This window comes from Prosthecobacter sp. (genome assembly GCF_044373815.1).
Lineage (GTDB): Bacteria > Verrucomicrobiota > Verrucomicrobiia > Verrucomicrobiales > Verrucomicrobiaceae > Prosthecobacter.
Window position 1 is genome coordinate 1 of the sequence record NZ_JBIPNG010000087.1, and the last position, 17,602, is coordinate 17,602.

Genomic DNA, 17,602 nt, shown 5'->3' on the forward strand with positions numbered 1-17,602 from the left:
CACCTATTTTGAAAACATAAAGCCTGGATGGAGCCAGCCATTGGATTATGTGAAGGCGCTCGTCACACCACTGGCCAAAGATGATCGCATCCTCATCTGGGATCTCTGCAACGAACCCCAGGCTCACGACTTGAATAGCGATCCGAACAAGCGCGAGTTCGCCTGGCTCAGCCAGATTGCCGCCACCGTGCGTGCTTGTGGCGTCCAGCAGCCCATCACCATCGGCACCATGAACGGTAATCGAGGCAGAACGGGAAACATCGAAACCTTCGCGCCGCTCATGGACGTGCTTTGCGCCCATCCTTATGAGCGCAACCGCGATGGCCTGGAACAACTCATCACCGCTTATCAGTCGCTGCGCCAGACTCACGGCAAACCCTTGCTCGTCAACGAAACCATCCCCGGCTGCCTCGATGATGTCACTCGCGCCGAAGTGGCGAAGTATTACACCACCTTGCTCAGCGATGCCGGCTTCGGCTGGATGGGTTGGGCCTTGCGAGAAGGCCTCGCCATCTCCACGCGTCGCGACCGTTACGATGGCAATGGCATCAACGGCCAGGGGTTTCATCCTTACTTCACCAAGGACGGCAAGCTGCGCCCTGGCCTGGAGTTCCTCACCGAGAAACCCAAGCTCCGCGCGCCCTGGGAGAAGGCATGACCGTCAAATCAAACGAACCGGAGACACAACGCATGAGCGTGAAACACACCCTCCTCACCGCCCTGCTGCTCGCGCCGCTGCTCATGCTGCATGCCGAGGAGAAGCCTCTGAGCGCGTGGCTGTATCTCGTACGCACCGAAACTTGGACCGAGAAATGGCCAGATGCCTCCGGTAAAATCGAAACGCGCAACGTTACCGCCGAAGTGTGGACGCAGGCCATGCAAGGGGCGCTCGACGCCCAAGGGACGCTGCACATTCCGGCGCAAGCGAAGCCCTATTACCTCGATGGCCCGCTCGTCTTGAAATCTGGACAGAAACTCAGCGCCGATCCGACGGCTGAGATCCGAATGAAACCCGGCTCCAACACCTGCATGGTACGCAACGAGCACATTGTCGGCTTCGCGGACCAACCGGTGCCTGAAGACACTAAGCCAGACACGCACATCATGATCGAAGGCGGCATCTGGACGACGTTGGCAAATGGCGTGAAGGACAGCAATGGCAACCATCGTGGCTTATCTTCAAAGAAAGACCCCGTGCCCGGAACGCATGGCGTCATCCTTCTTCACAACGTGCGTCATGTGATCGTGCGAAACATCACCGTACGCCAGAGCCGAGCCTTCGCGGTGCAACTGGCCAACGTCAGGGACTTTACCGTCGATGGCGTCACGCTAGATCGTCACGGACGCGATGGCGTGCATGTGAACGCTCCCGCGAGCCATGGTCTCATCCGTCGCGTGAGCGGTGTTTCACACGATGACGCCGTCGCTCTGAACGCCTGGGAATGGAAAAACTACGCGCCCAGCTTTGGGGCCATTCATCACATCGTCATCGAAGATGTTCATGGCTCGCCTGATGGCGTCCCATCGGCAAATTCCATCCGCATGCTCCCCGGCGTGAAACGCTTCAGCGACGGCACGACACTCGACTGTCCCATCCATGACATCACCGTGCGCGGCATCACCGACATCAGCGACTTCAAACTCTACGACCAGCCCAACCTCGAAGTCGGAAGCGACAACGACGCCAGCGCCGGCATCGGCTCGCTGAGCGACATCGTTTTCGAAAACCTCACCTTCAACCGCCCCGGCAGCATTCAAATCCACGCCAACACCGATGGCCTGACCGTTCGCGACGTGAAGCTCAATTTTCCATTCGCCGAAGAGTATCACCTCATCGAACTCGGCCCGAAATCACAGACCTACAAACACAAGTCAGACGACCCGGCCACCTGGACCGAAATCTTCTCCCCTGACCTCGATTGCACCGTGCGCAGTCTGAATGTCTCTGGCGTTCGCCCTCAAGGAGCAGCGACTGATTTGTCCACGGAGCAGGTTGTCCACGTCATCGAATTGAAACCCAACCCTGACTACCCAAAGACCACTCCCAAAGGCGGCAGCGGCAAAGGCATTTGGATTCGCTAACTCACACCCTTATGAGCACTCATTTCTCCGGCCCATCCCGCCGCGACTTCCTCCAGAAAATCGGCGGCGGTTTCGGCAGCATCGCACTTGCTTCCCTGCTGGAGCAGGACACTCGGGCCGCTACCAATCCACTTTCAGCCAGGCGACCTCCCTTGCCGGCGAAGGCGCGTGCGGTGATCCAGATTTTCTGCCCCGGCGGCCTCAGTCATGTGGACTCGTGGGATTACAAACCAGAGCTGGCCAAGCGCAGCGGCAAACCGTTCGATCCTGATGGCAAGATGCAGTTCTTCGCCTCCAAGCCGGGCAACTGCCAGGGCAGCTACTGGCCGTTTCGTCAGCATGGTCAGTGTGGACGCTGGATCAGCGATCTCTTCCCGCAGCTCGCGACTTGCGTCGATGACATGGCCTTCATTCACTCGATGCAGAGCAAGAGCGCGCTGCATGGCCCTGCCATGTTCATGGCAAACACCGGCTTCATCCTGCCCGGCTTTCCCAGCATGGGTGCCTGGGTCACCTACGGTCTCGGCAGCGAGAGCGAGAACCTACCCGCGTTCGTCGTGCTGCCTGATCAGCGCGGCCTGCCGCCCGGCGGTGTGATCAACTGGGGCGCGGGCTTTCTTCCCGCCGTGCATCAGGGGACAACGTTGCAGACCGATGCTGAAAAGCCGCCCATTGCCGATCTCTTTCCACCCGAAAGCTTCGCGCAACTGCGTGGCGATACCGAGCAGACCAGCCGCGATTTTCTGCAAACCCTCAATCGCGCGCATGCCGCCGAACGCGCCGGCAACACCGAGCTCGAGGCCCGCATTGCCGCCTATGAACTCGCGGCACGTCTGCAACTCAGCGCTCCTGAAGTCACCGATCTCCGTGGCGAAACGTATGTCACCAAGCAGCTCTACCAACTCGATCACGAAGACATCGGCCCCTTTGGCCGGCAGTGTCTTTTGGCGCGTCGGCTCGTCGAACGCGGTGTGCGTTTCGTGCAGATCTACTGCGGTGCGGAAAACACCACGGCTAAAAAAATCCGCCCCAACTGGGACAGCCACGAAGACCTCGTGCGCGACCACGGCTACTGGGGCCAGGTGCTCGACTCCGGCGCTGCCGCTCTGCTGCGTGATCTGAAATCACGCGGCATGATCGACAGCACACTCGTCATCTGCACCAGCGAATTTGGCCGCCAGCCTGCGGCCCAAGGCAAGGGGCGCGATCACAATCCCGGCGCCTTCACCGCCTGGATGGCTGGTGGTGGCGTTCAAGGCGGCACGGCGTATGGCAGCACCGACGATCTCGGCTCCAAGGCGGCCGAGAACCCAGCCTATTGCTACGATCTCCACGCCACCGCGCTGCACCAGCTCGGCATAGACCACGAAAAACTCAGCTTCTACAACAACGGCATCAACCGTCGGCTCACCGATGTGCATGGGCACGTCATCAAAGATATTCTCGCATAGCTTCTCACTTCATTTTCACATGTCCCGACTTCACATCGCCATCATCGACTGGACCACCTCCCCACAAGGTGATCCCGAATCTACCATCGAACGCCAGATCATCGGCGGTGCCGCGCATGTCACCCGCACCCTCTGCGAAACCGACGCCGATTTGACCGACGAAATCTGCAGCGCAAACGCCATCATCATCTGACACAACATGCCGCTCACGGCCAAAGGCATCGCAAAGCTCCAGAACTGCCGCGCCATCATCCGCAATGGCGTTGGCTTCGATAGTGTAGACGTTGCCGCAGCACGTGAGCGTGGCATCGCCGTGTGCAATGTGCCGGATTACGGCACCGAAGAAGTGGCCGATCACGCCATCGCTCTCGCCATGGCGCTGTGCCGGCAAATCTTGCCGCTGGATGCCGAAGCCAAACAGCTCGGCTGGAACATCCGCGTCACGCCGAAACTCCGCCGCCTCAGCACTCTCACCTTCGGCATAGTCGGCCTGGGGCGCATCGGCACCGCAACGGCCCTTCGTGCCAAAGCCCTTGGCTTCCGCGTCATCTTCCACGATCCCTATCTTGCCAATGGCGCCGACAAAGCTGTCGGCATCACCCGTGTGCGCCCCCTTGAAGAACTCCTCGCGCAAACCGACGTCCTCTCGCTGCATTGCCCGTTGAATGAAGAAACACGGCACCTCATTGCCGAGCATGAACTAGCCCTGCTCAAGTCCTCAGCCTTTGTCGTGAATACCGCACGCGGCGCCGTCATCAAGAAGACCGCCATCCTCGCTGCGCTGCGCGAAAACCGCATCGCAGGCGCCGGGCTCGATGTCATCGAAGATGAACCACTTCGCACCGCTGATGAAGCCGCTACGCCAAATCTCATCGCCACCTGCCACGCCGCGTTTTGCAGCGTGGAGAGCAAGATCGAAATGCGCAGCACCTCCGCCCGCATTGCTCTCGCCGCAGTGCGTAATGAACCGCTAGAAAATGTGGTGAATGGCGTTTGCTCCTGAATAGCTCCGTCGTGAGCTGTACTTAACATCCCATGAATCTCCGCTCCTTTTTCGTTGCTTCTCTTGCACTGACTATTGCTTCAGCTGCTCTGGCTCAAGACACCAAACCGCTGCTGCACGATCACGTTCTGCCTGTACTCGCCACGCCAGATTTCAAGGCACCGTTGGACTCCAGTTTCAGCATCGCCAAAGGCAAATGGACACCCGAAGGCGGCGTCCTCAGCGTGCTGGATCTGCCGGAGCAGAAGCACATCCCGGTGCTGCATCACAAAGCGGGCCTCGCCAGCGCCACCATCGAAGTGGAGTTCTTGATCGAAGGCCCGGGCAGCTTCCTGGTGGGTTGTGATTCCAGCAAACATGTGGGCCGTGTGGTGGTTGCAGCAGGAGGTCTGAGCATCGCGGAAGATTCCGTGGCACCCTCACACACCATTGCCAAGCTGCCGATGACAGTGAAAGCAGGCGAGTGGCACAAGCTGCGCGTTGAATGGCATGGAGATCAAATGGCTGCCAATCTCGATGGCCAGGAACTGAAGGCGCAGCATCCATATTTGGCGACACCAAAGGCTCGAAGCTGGCTGGCTGCCGGTAAGTCCGTGAAGGTACGCAATCTCAAGATCAGCGGTGAGGCGAAACCATGAGCCGCAGGCACTTTATCTGCGCCCTCTTCGCGCTGCTCGGCGTCCTCTGTGGTGAAATCCAGAGCGCCGAGCCGCATACCCTGCTCGAAGAATCCTTCACCACCGAACTCTCCAAAGACTGGTTCTGGGGGCTTGGCACCTGGACGGCAAAGGACGGTGTGCTGCGCGGTTTTGAATCTGGCCCACGACGGCATGGTCCGGTGAAGGTGCGAAAACTCCCTCTCAAAGACTCCGTCATCGAATGCGACTTCAGGCTGGAAGGAAAGGCGACCTTTGCCGGCATCATCTTCAATGGTTCGCAGGAGCGCGGGCACATCGTCCACCTTGTCATGGGCACGGACACGCTGCGCATCCTGGCTCATCCGAAAAAGGGCGAGAACGTGGAACTCCTCAAACAATCCAACATCCTTGCCGTGGGTGACTGGCATCACGTGAAGATTGAATTCAAGGGCGAAACCATCACCGCCTCCATCGATGGCAAGACCATCAACGCGAGCCATCCCTGCATCGCCGAGGAAAAGCAGACCTTCGGTCTGGGCGGGGATTCGGGTGGACCTGAAGGCGAAAAAGCAGGCGCGCTGGAGTTTCGGGGCCTGAAAATCACCGGCTGACCGGGCCGCGGCAGCGGATGATCACCGCCGCGATCACCGTCCCGATGAGGTTCGAAACGAGATCCCAGCCCGTATTTTCGTAGCCGCCCACGTTCGTGTTGGGGATCGTCAAGACAGCGATGAACTCGATCACCTCGTTCAGCGCGCCGAAACCCATGCCACCCGCCGCGCACAGAGTCAGCATGCCAAACGTGGGGCGCACCGCGCTGCCATCCGGCTGACGCAGTGCCTTGCTCAAAAGATGCCAGCAGAGCCAGGTGGTGACGCCAAAGCCATAGGCATGCACGATCTGGTCGTATTTCAGCCACTGCGGCACGATCCACCAGCTGTACAGCACCGCCTGGTCCCCATTGTAGGGCCAGTCGGAGGGCAGGGGGCACAGACCGCCTGCCATGTGGGCAAGCCCCCAAACCGAAAAGGCCCAGAGCAGCGGCACCGTGAGCTGCACGCGGCGATGTACGGTGCCTATGACCCCGATCAAAATGACCATGACCACGATGTAGAAAATGAACTCACGGTTGCCTTGAACAATGGCCCCGATGATCGCCGCCATCATGTAGGCAGCATTGAACAGGATGACTGGCAGCAGCTTCGCGAGAGGGGCAGGGGGCATGCGGTACGCATGCAACGCCTGGCCGGGCCTTTGGCAAGAGCTTCCTGCTACACCGGTTGACTGGCACTCTGTGTGCTGCATCCTAGCACACCCCTCCCGCATGAAATTCATCCTTCCGTTTGCCGCCCTGGTTCTTTCCGCTTCGCCGAGCCAGGCTCAGATCACTCTGGAATCCGTCAAAAGCTTTGCCGACCTCGAAAAAGTGGCCGCGCAACTGGCGCTGCAGCCGTATCAGTCGCCCACGCAGCAGCTCGATCCGTTTTTCGAGGGGCTGAAATACGATGGTCACCGGCAGATCCGGTTCCTGCGTGACAAGGCCTTGTTTGCCGAGCAGGGAGATGCATTCCGTGTCGAGTTCTTCCACCCAGGCTGGATGTTCAAGAAACCGGTCGTCTTTTACAACATCAAGGAACCTCAGACCGTCGGTGTGCCTTTTGATGGCAGCCACTTTGACTATGGCGGCCTCAAGGTGCCTGCGGGTGCCAAGAATCCCGTCGGCTACGCGGGGTTTCGCGTGCTGGCACCCGACTCCCTGGTGAAGCGTCCCTTCGAGTTCATGGTTTTCATGGGCGCCAGCTACTACCGCGCCGTCACCACGCAGCTCGGCTACGGCATCTCCGCGCGCGGCGTGGCGGTGAACACGATCGGCGGCGAACCCGAAGAATTCCCCGACTTCACCCATTTCTGGTTCAAGGAACCCAAGGCAGGAGAAAAATCATTCAAACTGCTCGCGCTGCTGAATGGCCCGAGCATCACCGGCGCGTATGAGTTCGAATCCACTCCCGGAGTCAGCACCGAGATGAGGATCAAGGCTGCGCTGCATTTGCGCAAGCCCGTCAAGATGCTGGGCATCGCACCCTTTTCGAGCATGTTCTGGTTCGGCGAGAACTCGCATCCGAAACCTTACGACTTCCGCCCCGAAGTGCATGATTCGGACGGTTTGCAGGTCGAGATCAAGGACGGCCCGTCCATCTGGCGTCCGCTGGATGTCAGCCGGGACTTGCGCCTGAGCATTTTTGAAACGGACAACCTCAAGGGCTTCGGCCTTGCTGAGCGGGATCGTGACTTCAACAACTTCCAGGATCTCGAAGCCAACTATCATCGCCGCCCGGCGGTATGGGTGGAACCGGTGAGCGGATTTGGCAAAGGTGCGGTGACACTCGTCGAACTCTCCAGCGGTGAAGAGACCTGGGACAACATCGTGGCCATGTGGAAGCCGGCGCACCTGCCCGCGACACCTGCAGAGCCTCTCAAAGTCGAGTACAAGCTCCACTGGCTCGATCAACATCTGCCAGGCGCGCTGTGCAGAGTCATCAGCTCACGCCGTGGCTTTGTGATGGACTCAGACGATCACCTTTATGTCGTGGATTTTGCCAAAGGCGCTGAGAATGGCGCGGCCAAACCCAAGGACTGGACGCCCGACATCGATGTCGTTCTCAGTGCTGGCGAAGGCAAGGTTCTGGACAAGCGCGTGATGCGCAACAACGAGACCGGCGGCTGGCGGGCTTTCTTCAAGCTCGACATTCCCGAGACCACCAACCTGCTGGAAATCATGATGGAGCTGAAAGAGGAAAAGAAGGTCATTTCTGAACGCTGGATGTATCAATGGCGTCGCTAAGTCTCACCGATCTGGGCTGGAACGAGTTCTTCGCGAAACACTTCGAGCCGTTTCGCGAGCAGGGCTGGAAACCTGCGCGCCTGATCCGTGACAACAAGATCAGCTATGGTGCGCTGCTTGAGGATGGCACCAACGGCTTCGATGAGTTTGAGGTTATCCTGGGGGGCAAAGTTTACCACGATGCTGAAACAGATGCCGAGCTGCCTGCCGTAGGCGACTGGGTGGCACTGGAAGTCGGCGGCGAAAACGGTGACAACATCATCCGCGCCCGTCTGCCACGCCAGACCTGCTTCTCACGCAAAGCCTCCGGCTTCAGTGCCGAGGAGCAGGTGATCGCCGCAAATGTGGATGCCGTGATCGTCGTCACCGATTCCGGGCCAGACTACAGCTTGCGCCGCATGGAGCGCTACTTCACGCTCATCTCCCGAAGTGGTGCTAAAGCCGTCGTCTTGGTCAACAAGGCCGACCTCTATCCCGACAAGCAAAACCAGGAAGCCGCCGAGGCCATTCGTGCTCTCAATGCCGATGCTGACGTGCATGTGACCAGCGTGAAAAAGCGCAAGGGTCTCAAGGTGCTGAAAGACTATCTCAAGCGCGGCCAGAGCGTGGCTGTGATCGGCTCCAGCGGTGTCGGCAAGTCCGCGCTCGTCAATCTCCTGCTGGGTGAAGACTGGCAGTGGGTGGATGAAGTGAACGAAGTCACCGGCAAAGGCCGCCATACCACCACGGCACGTGAGCTGCTCGTGCTCGACAGGGGCGGCATCCTCATCGACAACCCCGGCATCAAAGAGGTGCAGATGTGGACGAATGAAACCACGCTGCGCGAACGTTTTGCCGACATCGAAGAACTCGCCCAGCGTTGCAAATACCATGACTGCAAGCACGGCACCGATGCCGGCTGCGCCATCCGCACCGCCGTGGAGTCCGGAATTCTGGATGCCGAACGCTACGAAGGCTATCTGAAGCTGGAGGATGAAATTGCCAAGCTGCGCAAACAGCGCAAAAAGCGCCAGATGACCGTCGAACGCCGCAACAAACGCGATCACAAAATCAAGGCACGCAATCGTGTCGATCGCGAGGATATCGAGCGCGATTTAAAGCCTCGCAAGTAATCTGCACCCATGCCTCCCCAGCCTCCTCCTACCCGTACCGGCCTCGCCCGCGCCATGTCAAAGCTCGGCTTCTGCTCGCGCAGCCGTGCCACCGAACTGATCCGCATGGGCAAGGTGAAGGTGAACCTCGTCGTTCGGAAGAATCCCGAGTTCCCCGTGATCCTCAAAAAAGACGTCATCATCATGGACGACGTCAGCATCAATCAGGCACCGCGTCTCTACGTCATGCTCAACAAGCCGCGCGGCCTCGTCACCAGCGCCTCGGACGAACTCGGCCGCGAGACGGTCTTCTCCTGCTTTGAAAATTCCAAGCTGCCACACCTCTCTCCCGTGGGCCGGCTGGACAAAGCCAGCGAAGGCATGCTCCTCTTCACCAATGACAACGTCTGGGCGGACACCATCACCAATCCCGACACGCATCTCGACAAAACCTACCACGTTCAAATCAGCGGCACCCTCGATGAGAAGCGCCTCGCTCTGATCAGGCAAGGGGTCGTAGACGAGGGGCAAGGCGACCACCTCTCCGCCAAAGTCATCAAAATCCTCCGCTCTGGCGAAAAGAACATCTGGCTGGAAGTCGTCCTCGATGAAGGTCGCAACCGCCACATCCGCCGCCTGCTCGAAGCCTTTAACATCGAAGTTCTTCGCCTAGTGCGCGTCAAAATTGGCATGCTCGTTCTGGGAAACCTGCAAAAAGGCCAGTGGCGTGAGCTCACGAAGTACGAAGTCCTGAAATCACGCGAGCCGCAGGAGTTGCGGTAAGCCGCGTCATCACTGCATTAACTGATCCCAACTCAGTTTGAAGCGTGCCAGGTATTTTTTGAGCCGGTCAGCGTCATTCATTTTGCTGCGCTTGGCGCGCGAGACAGCGAACAGCTTCCTTCCGGCATCAGAGAGCGTTTTACTTTCCCGGCACACCTGCAAAACAAAGTCCAGCTGCGCCAGATCAAAGGGATCAATCTCCTCCCTCTGAACCTTGCTGAGTGCGGCGTTCTCCCGGCTTGATGACTGATCACCAGCATCCCGCCAGCCTTCACGCAATCGCGCAGCCTCCGTCTCCACACATTCCACGGTGATCCTGCCTCTGGGGGCCAGTGTGGCCATGCGTGTCACCGCCGCATTCAGATCGCGGAAATTGGCGCTCCATTTCGCCTCGGGACTGCGGGCAAAATTGAGGAAGGCATCGCGGGCTTCTTTGTTCATCCGCACCTGGCGGCGGTGCGATTTCGCAAAGCGCTCCAGTTCGAAATCGAGATTCGCGGCGATATCTTCTCGCCTCTCAGCAAGGCTCGGCAGCGTGAAGGTCCACAGATTGATGCGGGCGAGAAGGTCATCGCGAAATTTGCCAGTCGCGACCTGTGTGCGCAGATCACGATTCGTTCCCGCGATGAGTTGAAAATCACTCTGCACCGCCTTGTCGCTGCCCATTGGCAGGAACGTCTTGTCCTCAAGCGCCCGCAGCAGCATCGCCTGCTCATCAAGGCCGAGCTCGCCGATCTCATCCAGGAAGATGAGACCCTTGTCAGCTTCCTTCAGCAATCCAAGTCGGTCCGACTGCGCACCCGTGAAAGAACCGCGCTTATGACCAAAGAGCGCCGACATCGCGTGATCACCGCGCAGCGTGGCGCAGTTCACTTCGACAAACCTGCCACCAAGCCCCGCGCGCGAACGCCGCAGATCGTAGATGCGGCTGGCCAGCATGGATTTTCCCGCACCCGTCGGCCCCATGATGAGAATGGGCGCTTTGGAGTTCACAGCCACCAGCTCAATCTGCTCGATGAGTTTGTTGAAGCCCTTGCTCTTCGTAGCGATGCCGCTCTTCAGAAAATCCAACGTGCGCTCCTGTTCCTGCGCAAAGCGGGTGGAAAGACGGTCATACTTCGAGAGATCGAGATCAATAATCTCATAACGCCCCGAAGCCTTCGCATCACGTCCGCTCTCGCGTGACGGCGAGGTTTGCAGCAACCGGGCCGGGATGAAGTTCGCCTCATTGAGCAGAAACCAGCAAATCTGCGCCACATGCGTTCCAGTCGTGAGGTGGATCAAGTAATCCGCCTTCTCTGGATCGAAGGGATAACCACGCACGAAGTCATAGAGCCGCTCATACACCTCCTGAAAATCCCAAGGATCCTTCAGCGCGAATTCATGCACCACCACCGTCGTCTCAGGCGACACCTTCTCGATGTCCGCCTTCACCTGCTGCGCCAGATCCGCAAACTTCGGTTCTGCCAGCAGTTCCAGCCGCGAAATCACCAAATCCTCCTGCTGACACATCGCCACCGTAGGTCGCCATCTCGACCATCTTTCCGCTCCCGTAGCACGGTCCAAGTTTGAACCAAGGAATCCGAAGGTGATAATAGGCTTGTTTGATCGCACAGAAGATAAATAACTATCCAAGGGGATAAGTAAATGGGGATTAAACAATCGGCTGAATTGTGGATGGAAAGGCCAAAATTATTTTCTTTCCCCTATTCTACAAGGCCTCCAGCCTCATCCTATCCCGCCATGCATGATTTTGGCACGCCCCTAGCAATGGGTATTGGTACGCAACAACTAGTCGTCACCACCAATTTCCATCTTCAACCATGACATCCCCATTCCACATCATCGCCGAAGCCGAAGCCATTCTGCCTGCCCGCAACAACGCAGGTAAACCGATCACCGTGATCGGTACGGAGGCGATTCGCTCCGGCTTTGACCAAACCTGCATCGATCAGGCTCTCAACTCGCGCTCCGCTCCTGGCGTGACCGATCTCGTGCTCAATCCCGACGCGCATGCCGGTTACGGTGCCCCGGTCGGCTGCGTGATGGTTTCTCCAACCCACATCTATCCAGGTCCCGTGGGCGTGGACATCAAGTGCTCCATGTCCCTGCTGCAGATGAACATCCCTGCCGATGCGATTATGGACAAAGCGATCCGCCGTCAGCTCATCGACGCCATCTTGCTGCGCACCCCAACCGGCGCTGGCCGTGGTCAGCGCGAGGCAAAAAAATCGCGCCGCGTCTCCGCCGATCTAGGTGTGCAGGTGTGCACCGAAGGCGCGAGCAAGAGCGTGTGCGAAGCACTCGGCATCCCGTCCGAGTGGGCGCTGCGCTGCGAAGACGGCACGCACCTCGGCCACGATGGAAACGTCTCCACGTTGAACGAGCGACTCGACAAGATGCGCTCCTTCAACGGCTTCGCCGGTTTCGAAAACAAGATGATGCAGCTCGGCTCCTACGGAGGTGGAAACCACTTCGGTGAGTGCGAGGTCGTGCAGCTTGCCGATGATCCAGCAATGCGCCAGACCGCCGAGGTCTTCGGCCTGCAGGACAATCACGTCGCCTTCCTCAGCCACTGTGGGTCCCGCGGGTTCGGCAACATCCTGGCTCAGCGCCAGTTCAAGTCGCTGGAAGGCTTCTTCCGCACCTGGGGTCTGTCGTTTCCTGCCGATGACAAACAGCTCGTTTATGCACCGCTCGGTACTCCCGAAGCGGACGCCTATCTCGATGACATGGCTCTCGGGGCGAACTTCGCCACCGTGAACCACATGCTCATCAATGCCCTCGTGCTGGAGGCCTTCCAGGAAGTGCTGCCAGGTACCAAAGGCCAGCTCGTTTACTTCATCAGCCACAACATCGCCCGTCAGGAGGTCGTGGACAACCAGCTCGCCTGGGTCCACCGCAAAGGCGCCACGCGTGCCTTCCCCGGTGGCCACCACGCACTGAAGGACACTCCGTTCGCCAACACCGGTCACCCAATCCTGCTGCCGGGAAACCCGCGCGATGGCTCCGTGGTGATGGTGGCGAAGCCCGATGCCGTGAAAAGCTGCTACAGCGTGAACCACGGTGCCGGTCGTTGCATGGGCCGCAAAGCCGCCGCACGCACGCTCGATCAAAAGAGCGTGGATGCCGACTTCGAAACCCACGACATCCTTTACAACGCCCGCCAGTACCCGATCGACGAAGCCCCCAACGCCTACAAGGATTTCAAAGAAGTCCTCCGCAGTGTCGAAGCCGCCGGTCTGGCCCAGCAGGTCTGCAAACTCAAAGCCCGCTTCGTCATCAAAGACGCAGCGGAGGCGGATGATTAAGCACTCTTGCCTGCCCCATGGATAACCCTGGGGCAGGCATCTCTTTATGACCTAGTACCTTTTGTCTAATATTCGTGAAATCCACCCCTATCCTCCAAATCTCCGGCGACTCCGGCGGCGGCCAGCTCCTGCGCTCCTCGCTCTCCCTGTCCCTCGTCACCGGTCGTCCATTTCGGATGACGAACATCCGTGGCAAGCGGCCCAAGCCCGGGCTGATGCGTCAGCATCTCACCTGCGTGAAAGCCGCCGCAGAAGTCTGCGAAGCGAGCGTCGATGGCGCGGAACTCGGATCGGTGGAACTCGTGTTCCACCCTGGGAAAGTCGTGGGCGGTACTTACTCCTTCCCCATCGGCTCCGGCGGCAGCACCACCCTCGTGTTGCAGACCCTGCTGCCCGCGTTGCTCCATGCGGAAGCCTCAAGCACGCTGCGAATCGAAGGCGGTACGCACAATCCGATGGCTCCTCCGTTTGAATTCATCGAGCAATGCTATCTGCCAGTGGTTCAGCGCATGGGCGTGAAGGCCACCGCCTCGCTGGAGCGTCATGGATTCATGCAGGCAGGTGGCGGTGTTATCACGGCAGAAATCCATCCCCTCAAAAAGTGGAAAAAGCTCAAGCTGATCGATCGCGGAGACGCGGTGGAAACGTTCGGTCGTGTCCTCCATGCGCATCTTCACCGCGACATCGCCGAACGCGAAATCGCGACGGCCTCCGCTCTCCTCGCCTGGCCGGACAACGCCATTGAACTTCGCTACGCCAATGACAGCCCTGGGCCCGGCAATACCATCCTCCTCGGCGCACGCTTTGAAAACGTGTGCGAGATCAGCAGTGGCATTGCGCAGCATGGCAAATCGTCTGAAGCCGTGGCCACAGGCGCTGCGAAAGGACTGCGCTCGTACCTCGCCTTATCCGCGCCCGTGGGAGTGCATCTCGCCGATCAACTGCTGCTGCCCATGGCGTTGGCAGGCGGCGGCGTGTTTCACACGCTGGCGATCAGTGACCACACACGGACGAACATGGCGCTGATCGAGCAGTTCCTGCCCATGAAGTTTGCGGTGGAAGAACTGGCCTCCGGCGAGAAACGCATCACCTGCGATTGAGTCACCGCGCCCAGTTGTAGGACGAACATTCATGTTCGTCTCTTCGCATCACTCCGCCCACGCTTCACGCAGAAGGCGCAGGTAGTTGCCATGCATGATGTTGGCGATGTCCTCAGCCTTGTAGCCACGCTTTTCGAGCATGGCGGGGATGTGGGAAAGATCCGCAATGGTATCCAGATCCTCCGGTGTCTGCTCGGTGCCATAGCCACCATCGAGATCCGTGCCGATGCCGCTGTGCAAAGCGTTGCCTGCAAGCTGGCACACATGATCAATGTGGTCGCAGATGACCTCGAGTTTGAGGCCGGCTTCCTGCGGAGTCGTCTTCCCACGAATCCAGCCCGGAACCATCATCCACGCATCCAGCGCTGCACCCACGACGCCGCCGCGTGCGATGAGCGCTTTGATCTGGTCATCCGAAAACTGGCGCGGATCAGGAACCAGGGCGCGGCAGTTGCTATGGCTGGCCCACACGGTGCCCTGATGAATTTCCAGCGCCTGCCAGAAGCACTCATCGCTGAGATGCGTCACATCGAGGATCATTCCCAGCCGATCCATTTCCTGGATCAGCTCTTTGCCACCGGCGGGCAGGGGCCCCACCTTGTCATGACCCAAAGCATAACGACACACGCCATAGTGCGCAGGTCCCATGGCACGCAGCCCCTGCTCCCACGCTTTTTCAAGATGTCCCACGCTGCGGATGGAGTCCGCACCTTCGAGGCTGAGAATGTAGCCAATGGCTTTGGTGTCATCGGGAATCGATTCGTCATTCCAGAGCGCGATCATCTCATCAAGCTCGCGCACATTGGTGATCTGCCGCATCTCACCCGCCTCCTCCATGGCCCGATACCACGAGAGCTGCCCCTGTGTCTCCGACCAGGCCTGCTCCGCAGACATCCACCCTGCGATGGGAGATGGTCCCGGCATGCAACCCGCAAGCTGCGTGGCTACGCAGAGCCCCACCTTGCCACGCCTCATGTCCGGAAAGGCGGTGGTGCCACGGGCGCGGCCTTTGCCTGTCATGCCTTCCTCACGACGTCGAATCTCATGTACAGGCAGGCGAAGGTCGCGATTGAATCCGCCGAGGGCGTTGAGGCTGAGGTCGAGGTGGGCGTCGAATGTGAGCATGGGAGAGAATGACAAACGTGAGCGTCATTCTACGCTGACGCAATCACATGTCATTCAAAGCGATAGCCTGCACCATGCACAGTGCGAATAATTCTCGGCTGAGCCGGGTCTTTTTCGATGCGCTTGCGCAGTTGAGAGATGTGCTGGTCCAGCGCACGGCTTTCCGGGAAATAGTCAACCCCCCACACCTCGTCCGCGAGAGTATTGCGATCAATGACCTTCCCACGGCGGTCATAAAGCAGTCGCAGCACTTTCACATCACGCGGGCTCAAGGCCAGTTCCACCTTGTCGCGGTAAGCGCGCAGCTCCGTCGGCACGATGCGTAGATCGTCCATGGTGAAGTCATCATCCGTCCTGCCACCACCACGCGATGCCGTGCGCCGCAGAATGGCGCGGATGCGGGCGATGATCTCCTTCACCCCAAAGGGCTTGGTCATGTAGTCATCAGCGCCCAGTTCAAGCCCGAGCACCGTGTCGATCTCCTCGGCTTTGGCCGTGAGAAAAAGAATGGGCACTTTTTCATCCTGACGGCGGATCTGCTTGCACACCTCATAGCCGTTGAGGCCGGGCATCATCACATCCAGGCAGACGAAGTCGGGGTTTTCAGCGCGGAAAAAATCCACCGCCTGCAGGCCGTCGCTGGCAGGGATGACTTGGTAGCCCTCCATAGTGAGCACTTCGCGCAGGGCATCACGCGTGTGGTCGTCGTCTTCGGCGATGAGTATTTTGGTCATGACTGGTTGGGGAGGGTGAGAATGAAGCGTGCGCCGTCGCGGTAATTAGGACACACCGTAAGCGAACCGCCATGCAATTGTGCCAGTTCGCGTGAGATGGTCAATCCGATGCCGGTTCCGCTCACGCCTTCAGCAAGGTCGGAGCGGAGGCGTTCAAAGGGCTCGAAAACCGTGCGGCGCTTGCCGGATGGGATGCCTGGGCCGTGATCCTCCACGATGATCCTGGCATTGCGCTCATCATGCTCCGTATGAATGGCAATCCACTTGCCGGCATTCGCGTATTTATCGACATTCGAAATGAGATTACCGAGGATTTGTTCGATGGCGTCGGGGTCAGCCATGAGGGTCTCCGGCCCGTTCAGGGTGGTGACGATTTCAAACCCCTTGGTCTCCAGCAGCGGCTTCCAAAAATCGGCAATGCGCGAAACGGTTTGATCCAGCGACAGCGGCTTGGACTGGATAGTCAGCTTGTCACGCTGCTGCCGGGCGTAGTTGAGCACGTTTTGGATCAGGCGGTCCAGACGGCAGGTCTCTGCCTCCACGACACCGAGCTGGCGTTTCGCGATGGTATCTCCCTGAGATTCCGCACGATGCGCCGCCATTTCAGCATAGAGACGGATGTTGGTCAGCGGCGTCTTCAGTTCATGAGAGATCTGATTGACGAAAGTCACGCGCTGCTGCGCCACGCGGATCTCACTGGCGCTCTCATGGAAATAAAGCCAGCCCACCACAAAGACGAGCACGATGCCGGAACTGACACCGAGCAGAATCGGAAAAAGGTAGGGCTTTGGAAACTCCTCATTCGCGGGCGTGTAGGCCATCTCCCATTGTGAGAGCGGCTCCGAACAGGCCCGATGCGCGGCCGGCGGGCGCTCAGACCCGGGCAAACGTTTGCCCCATTCGTGCAGCGGGATGCCTTTCACCGTCGTCAGCATCATGCGGCCGGGAGGAATGGCCAGCCCCGGCTGCGGCAGGCGCTGAAACAAGGAGTTCATCAGCATTTGCGGGTTCAGCAAGGCACAGCTCAGGCTGCCGTCGGCAAACCGGTGCCAGTACATGAAAACGGAATCGCCCACATGCCAGCCGCTCCAGGACATGGGGGTTTCTGTTTGCACCGGACGGTCGTCAATGTGGTAGCCAAACATCTTGAGGTACGTCATCCACTCAGATGAGCGCCGTTGAAGGGCTGAAAGCTTGCCAGAAACATAGACACGCTGAAACGGCGGGCCGCCATCCTCCAGGACTGACACAAACTGCGGCATGCTGTCCGGGTTACGCGTGGATTCCAGAATGGCTTTGATGCGGTCTTCGGCTTTGAAAATCTGCCCCGGCTGATATCGGGCCAGGCCCTCGAAAGACTCGACAGGAGCGGTTTCCCCCTCGCCAGTCACAGACCACGTCTGAGCAATCCATGGGTGCTTGGCCAGCCGCTGAGACATCAG

The 17,602-nt window shown here is 59.1% G+C and carries 17 protein-coding genes; 12 read left to right on the forward strand and 5 right to left on the reverse strand.

The features are described 5' to 3' along the window. From ACIREA_RS09815 to ACIREA_RS09845, 7 genes are all read left to right on the forward strand, one after another. Positions 1-658 (forward strand): cellulase family glycosylhydrolase (locus tag ACIREA_RS09815; RefSeq protein ID WP_397382090.1); only part of this gene is annotated, 658 nt, incomplete at its 5' end. Beyond that, entirely contained in the window at positions 655-2,082 is a 1,428-nt protein-coding gene (locus tag ACIREA_RS09820) for a hypothetical protein (RefSeq protein ID WP_397382091.1), read from the forward strand. The genes ACIREA_RS09815 and ACIREA_RS09820, both read left to right, overlap by 4 nt. Before the next feature lie 11 nt (positions 2,083-2,093). After that, positions 2,094-3,533, forward strand: a complete 1,440-nt coding sequence (locus ACIREA_RS09825; protein ID WP_397382092.1) for a DUF1501 domain-containing protein — start codon at positions 2,094-2,096, stop codon at positions 3,531-3,533. Between the two features lie 19 nt (positions 3,534-3,552). Next, the gene (locus ACIREA_RS09830) at positions 3,553-3,726 is read left to right on the forward strand and encodes a hypothetical protein (RefSeq protein ID WP_397382093.1); all 174 of its coding nucleotides are present in this window, start codon (positions 3,553-3,555) and stop codon (positions 3,724-3,726) included. A 6-nt stretch (positions 3,727-3,732) separates the two neighbouring features. Further along, a complete protein-coding gene (locus ACIREA_RS09835) occupies positions 3,733-4,536 on the forward strand; it encodes a C-terminal binding protein (RefSeq protein WP_397382094.1) in 804 nt (267 codons plus the stop codon). A gap of 32 nt (positions 4,537-4,568) precedes the next feature. Next, positions 4,569-5,174: a hypothetical protein gene (locus ACIREA_RS09840; RefSeq protein ID WP_397382095.1), complete on the forward strand. Its 606-nt coding sequence runs from the start codon at positions 4,569-4,571 to the stop codon at positions 5,172-5,174. Further along, positions 5,171-5,785 carry a family 16 glycoside hydrolase gene (locus ACIREA_RS09845; protein ID WP_397382096.1) on the forward strand — a complete coding sequence of 205 codons (615 nt, stop codon included), beginning with the start codon at positions 5,171-5,173 and terminating at the stop codon, positions 5,783-5,785. Before ACIREA_RS09840 ends, ACIREA_RS09845 begins: the two co-directional genes overlap by 4 nt. On the opposite strand, the gene ACIREA_RS09850 is transcribed toward ACIREA_RS09845, so the two are convergent. Then, entirely contained in the window at positions 5,775-6,398 is a 624-nt protein-coding gene (locus tag ACIREA_RS09850; RefSeq protein WP_397382097.1) for a hypothetical protein, read from the reverse strand. The genes ACIREA_RS09845 and ACIREA_RS09850 overlap by 11 nt on opposite strands. A 100-nt stretch (positions 6,399-6,498) precedes the next feature. On the opposite strand from ACIREA_RS09850, the gene ACIREA_RS09855 reads away from it, so the two are divergent. The 3 genes from ACIREA_RS09855 to ACIREA_RS09865 are packed head-to-tail and all read left to right on the forward strand — an operon-like array spanning position 6,499 to position 9,890. After that, positions 6,499-8,016: a glucan biosynthesis protein gene (locus ACIREA_RS09855; RefSeq protein WP_397382098.1), complete on the forward strand. Its 1,518-nt coding sequence runs from the start codon at positions 6,499-6,501 to the stop codon at positions 8,014-8,016. Continuing rightward, the gene (gene rsgA / locus ACIREA_RS09860) at positions 8,004-9,128 is read left to right on the forward strand and encodes a ribosome small subunit-dependent GTPase A (protein WP_397382099.1); all 1,125 of its coding nucleotides are present in this window, start codon (positions 8,004-8,006) and stop codon (positions 9,126-9,128) included. Before ACIREA_RS09855 ends, rsgA begins: the two co-directional genes overlap by 13 nt. Positions 9,129-9,137: 9 nt before the next feature. Then, positions 9,138-9,890, forward strand: a complete 753-nt coding sequence (locus ACIREA_RS09865; RefSeq protein WP_397382100.1) for a pseudouridine synthase — start codon at positions 9,138-9,140, stop codon at positions 9,888-9,890. Positions 9,891-9,899: 9 nt separating this feature from the next. Here the strand turns inward: ACIREA_RS09865 and rtcR are convergent, their stop codons facing one another. Next, positions 9,900-11,504: an RNA repair transcriptional activator RtcR gene (gene rtcR, locus ACIREA_RS09870; protein WP_397382101.1), complete on the reverse strand. Its 1,605-nt coding sequence runs from the start codon at positions 11,502-11,504 to the stop codon at positions 9,900-9,902. A gap of 209 nt (positions 11,505-11,713) precedes the next feature. Between rtcR and ACIREA_RS09875 the strand changes: the two genes are divergently transcribed. Together ACIREA_RS09875 and rtcA are read left to right on the forward strand one after the other, a co-directional pair. After that, positions 11,714-13,201, forward strand: a complete 1,488-nt coding sequence (locus tag ACIREA_RS09875; RefSeq protein ID WP_397382102.1) for an RtcB family protein — start codon at positions 11,714-11,716, stop codon at positions 13,199-13,201. 74 nt (positions 13,202-13,275) lie between these two features. Next, positions 13,276-14,301 carry an RNA 3'-terminal phosphate cyclase gene (gene rtcA, locus ACIREA_RS09880; protein WP_397382103.1) on the forward strand — a complete coding sequence of 342 codons (1,026 nt, stop codon included), beginning with the start codon at positions 13,276-13,278 and terminating at the stop codon, positions 14,299-14,301. A 48-nt stretch (positions 14,302-14,349) separates the two neighbouring features. On the opposite strand, the gene ACIREA_RS09885 is transcribed toward rtcA, so the two are convergent. From ACIREA_RS09885 to ACIREA_RS09895, 3 genes are all read right to left on the reverse strand, one after another. Then, the gene (locus ACIREA_RS09885; RefSeq protein WP_397382104.1) at positions 14,350-15,426 is read right to left on the reverse strand and encodes a dipeptidase; all 1,077 of its coding nucleotides are present in this window, start codon (positions 15,424-15,426) and stop codon (positions 14,350-14,352) included. Positions 15,427-15,476: 50 nt separating this feature from the next. Then, positions 15,477-16,160 (reverse strand): response regulator transcription factor, encoded by a 684-nt coding sequence (locus tag ACIREA_RS09890; protein WP_397382105.1) that lies wholly within the window; start codon positions 16,158-16,160, stop codon positions 15,477-15,479. Next, positions 16,157-17,602: sensor histidine kinase (locus ACIREA_RS09895; RefSeq protein WP_397382106.1), on the reverse strand; the 1,446-nt coding region annotated here is incomplete at its 5' end. The genes ACIREA_RS09895 and ACIREA_RS09890, both read right to left, overlap by 4 nt.

Bases quoted from the DNA above. Each gene is read 5' to 3' on its own strand.
- ACIREA_RS09855 (WP_397382098.1), top strand. From the start codon at position 6,499: ATGAAATTCATCCTTCCGTTTGCCGCCCTGGTTCTTTCCGCTTCGCCG.
- ACIREA_RS09865 (WP_397382100.1), top strand. From the start codon at position 9,138: ATGCCTCCCCAGCCTCCTCCTACCCGTACCGGCCTCGCCCGCGCCATG.
- ACIREA_RS09890 (WP_397382105.1), bottom strand. From the start codon at position 16,160: ATGACCAAAATACTCATCGCCGAAGACGACGACCACACGCGTGATGCC.
- ACIREA_RS09830 (WP_397382093.1), top strand. From the start codon at position 3,553: ATGTCCCGACTTCACATCGCCATCATCGACTGGACCACCTCCCCACAA.
- ACIREA_RS09835 (WP_397382094.1), top strand. From the start codon at position 3,733: ATGCCGCTCACGGCCAAAGGCATCGCAAAGCTCCAGAACTGCCGCGCC.
- ACIREA_RS09845 (WP_397382096.1), top strand. From the start codon at position 5,171: ATGAGCCGCAGGCACTTTATCTGCGCCCTCTTCGCGCTGCTCGGCGTC.
- ACIREA_RS09840 (WP_397382095.1), top strand. From the start codon at position 4,569: ATGAATCTCCGCTCCTTTTTCGTTGCTTCTCTTGCACTGACTATTGCT.
- ACIREA_RS09850 (WP_397382097.1), bottom strand. From the start codon at position 6,398: ATGCCCCCTGCCCCTCTCGCGAAGCTGCTGCCAGTCATCCTGTTCAAT.
- ACIREA_RS09885 (WP_397382104.1), bottom strand. From the start codon at position 15,426: ATGCTCACATTCGACGCCCACCTCGACCTCAGCCTCAACGCCCTCGGC.
- ACIREA_RS09820 (WP_397382091.1), top strand. From the start codon at position 655: ATGACCGTCAAATCAAACGAACCGGAGACACAACGCATGAGCGTGAAA.
- ACIREA_RS09825 (WP_397382092.1), top strand. From the start codon at position 2,094: ATGAGCACTCATTTCTCCGGCCCATCCCGCCGCGACTTCCTCCAGAAA.
- rsgA (WP_397382099.1), top strand. From the start codon at position 8,004: ATGGCGTCGCTAAGTCTCACCGATCTGGGCTGGAACGAGTTCTTCGCG.
- ACIREA_RS09875 (WP_397382102.1), top strand. From the start codon at position 11,714: ATGACATCCCCATTCCACATCATCGCCGAAGCCGAAGCCATTCTGCCT.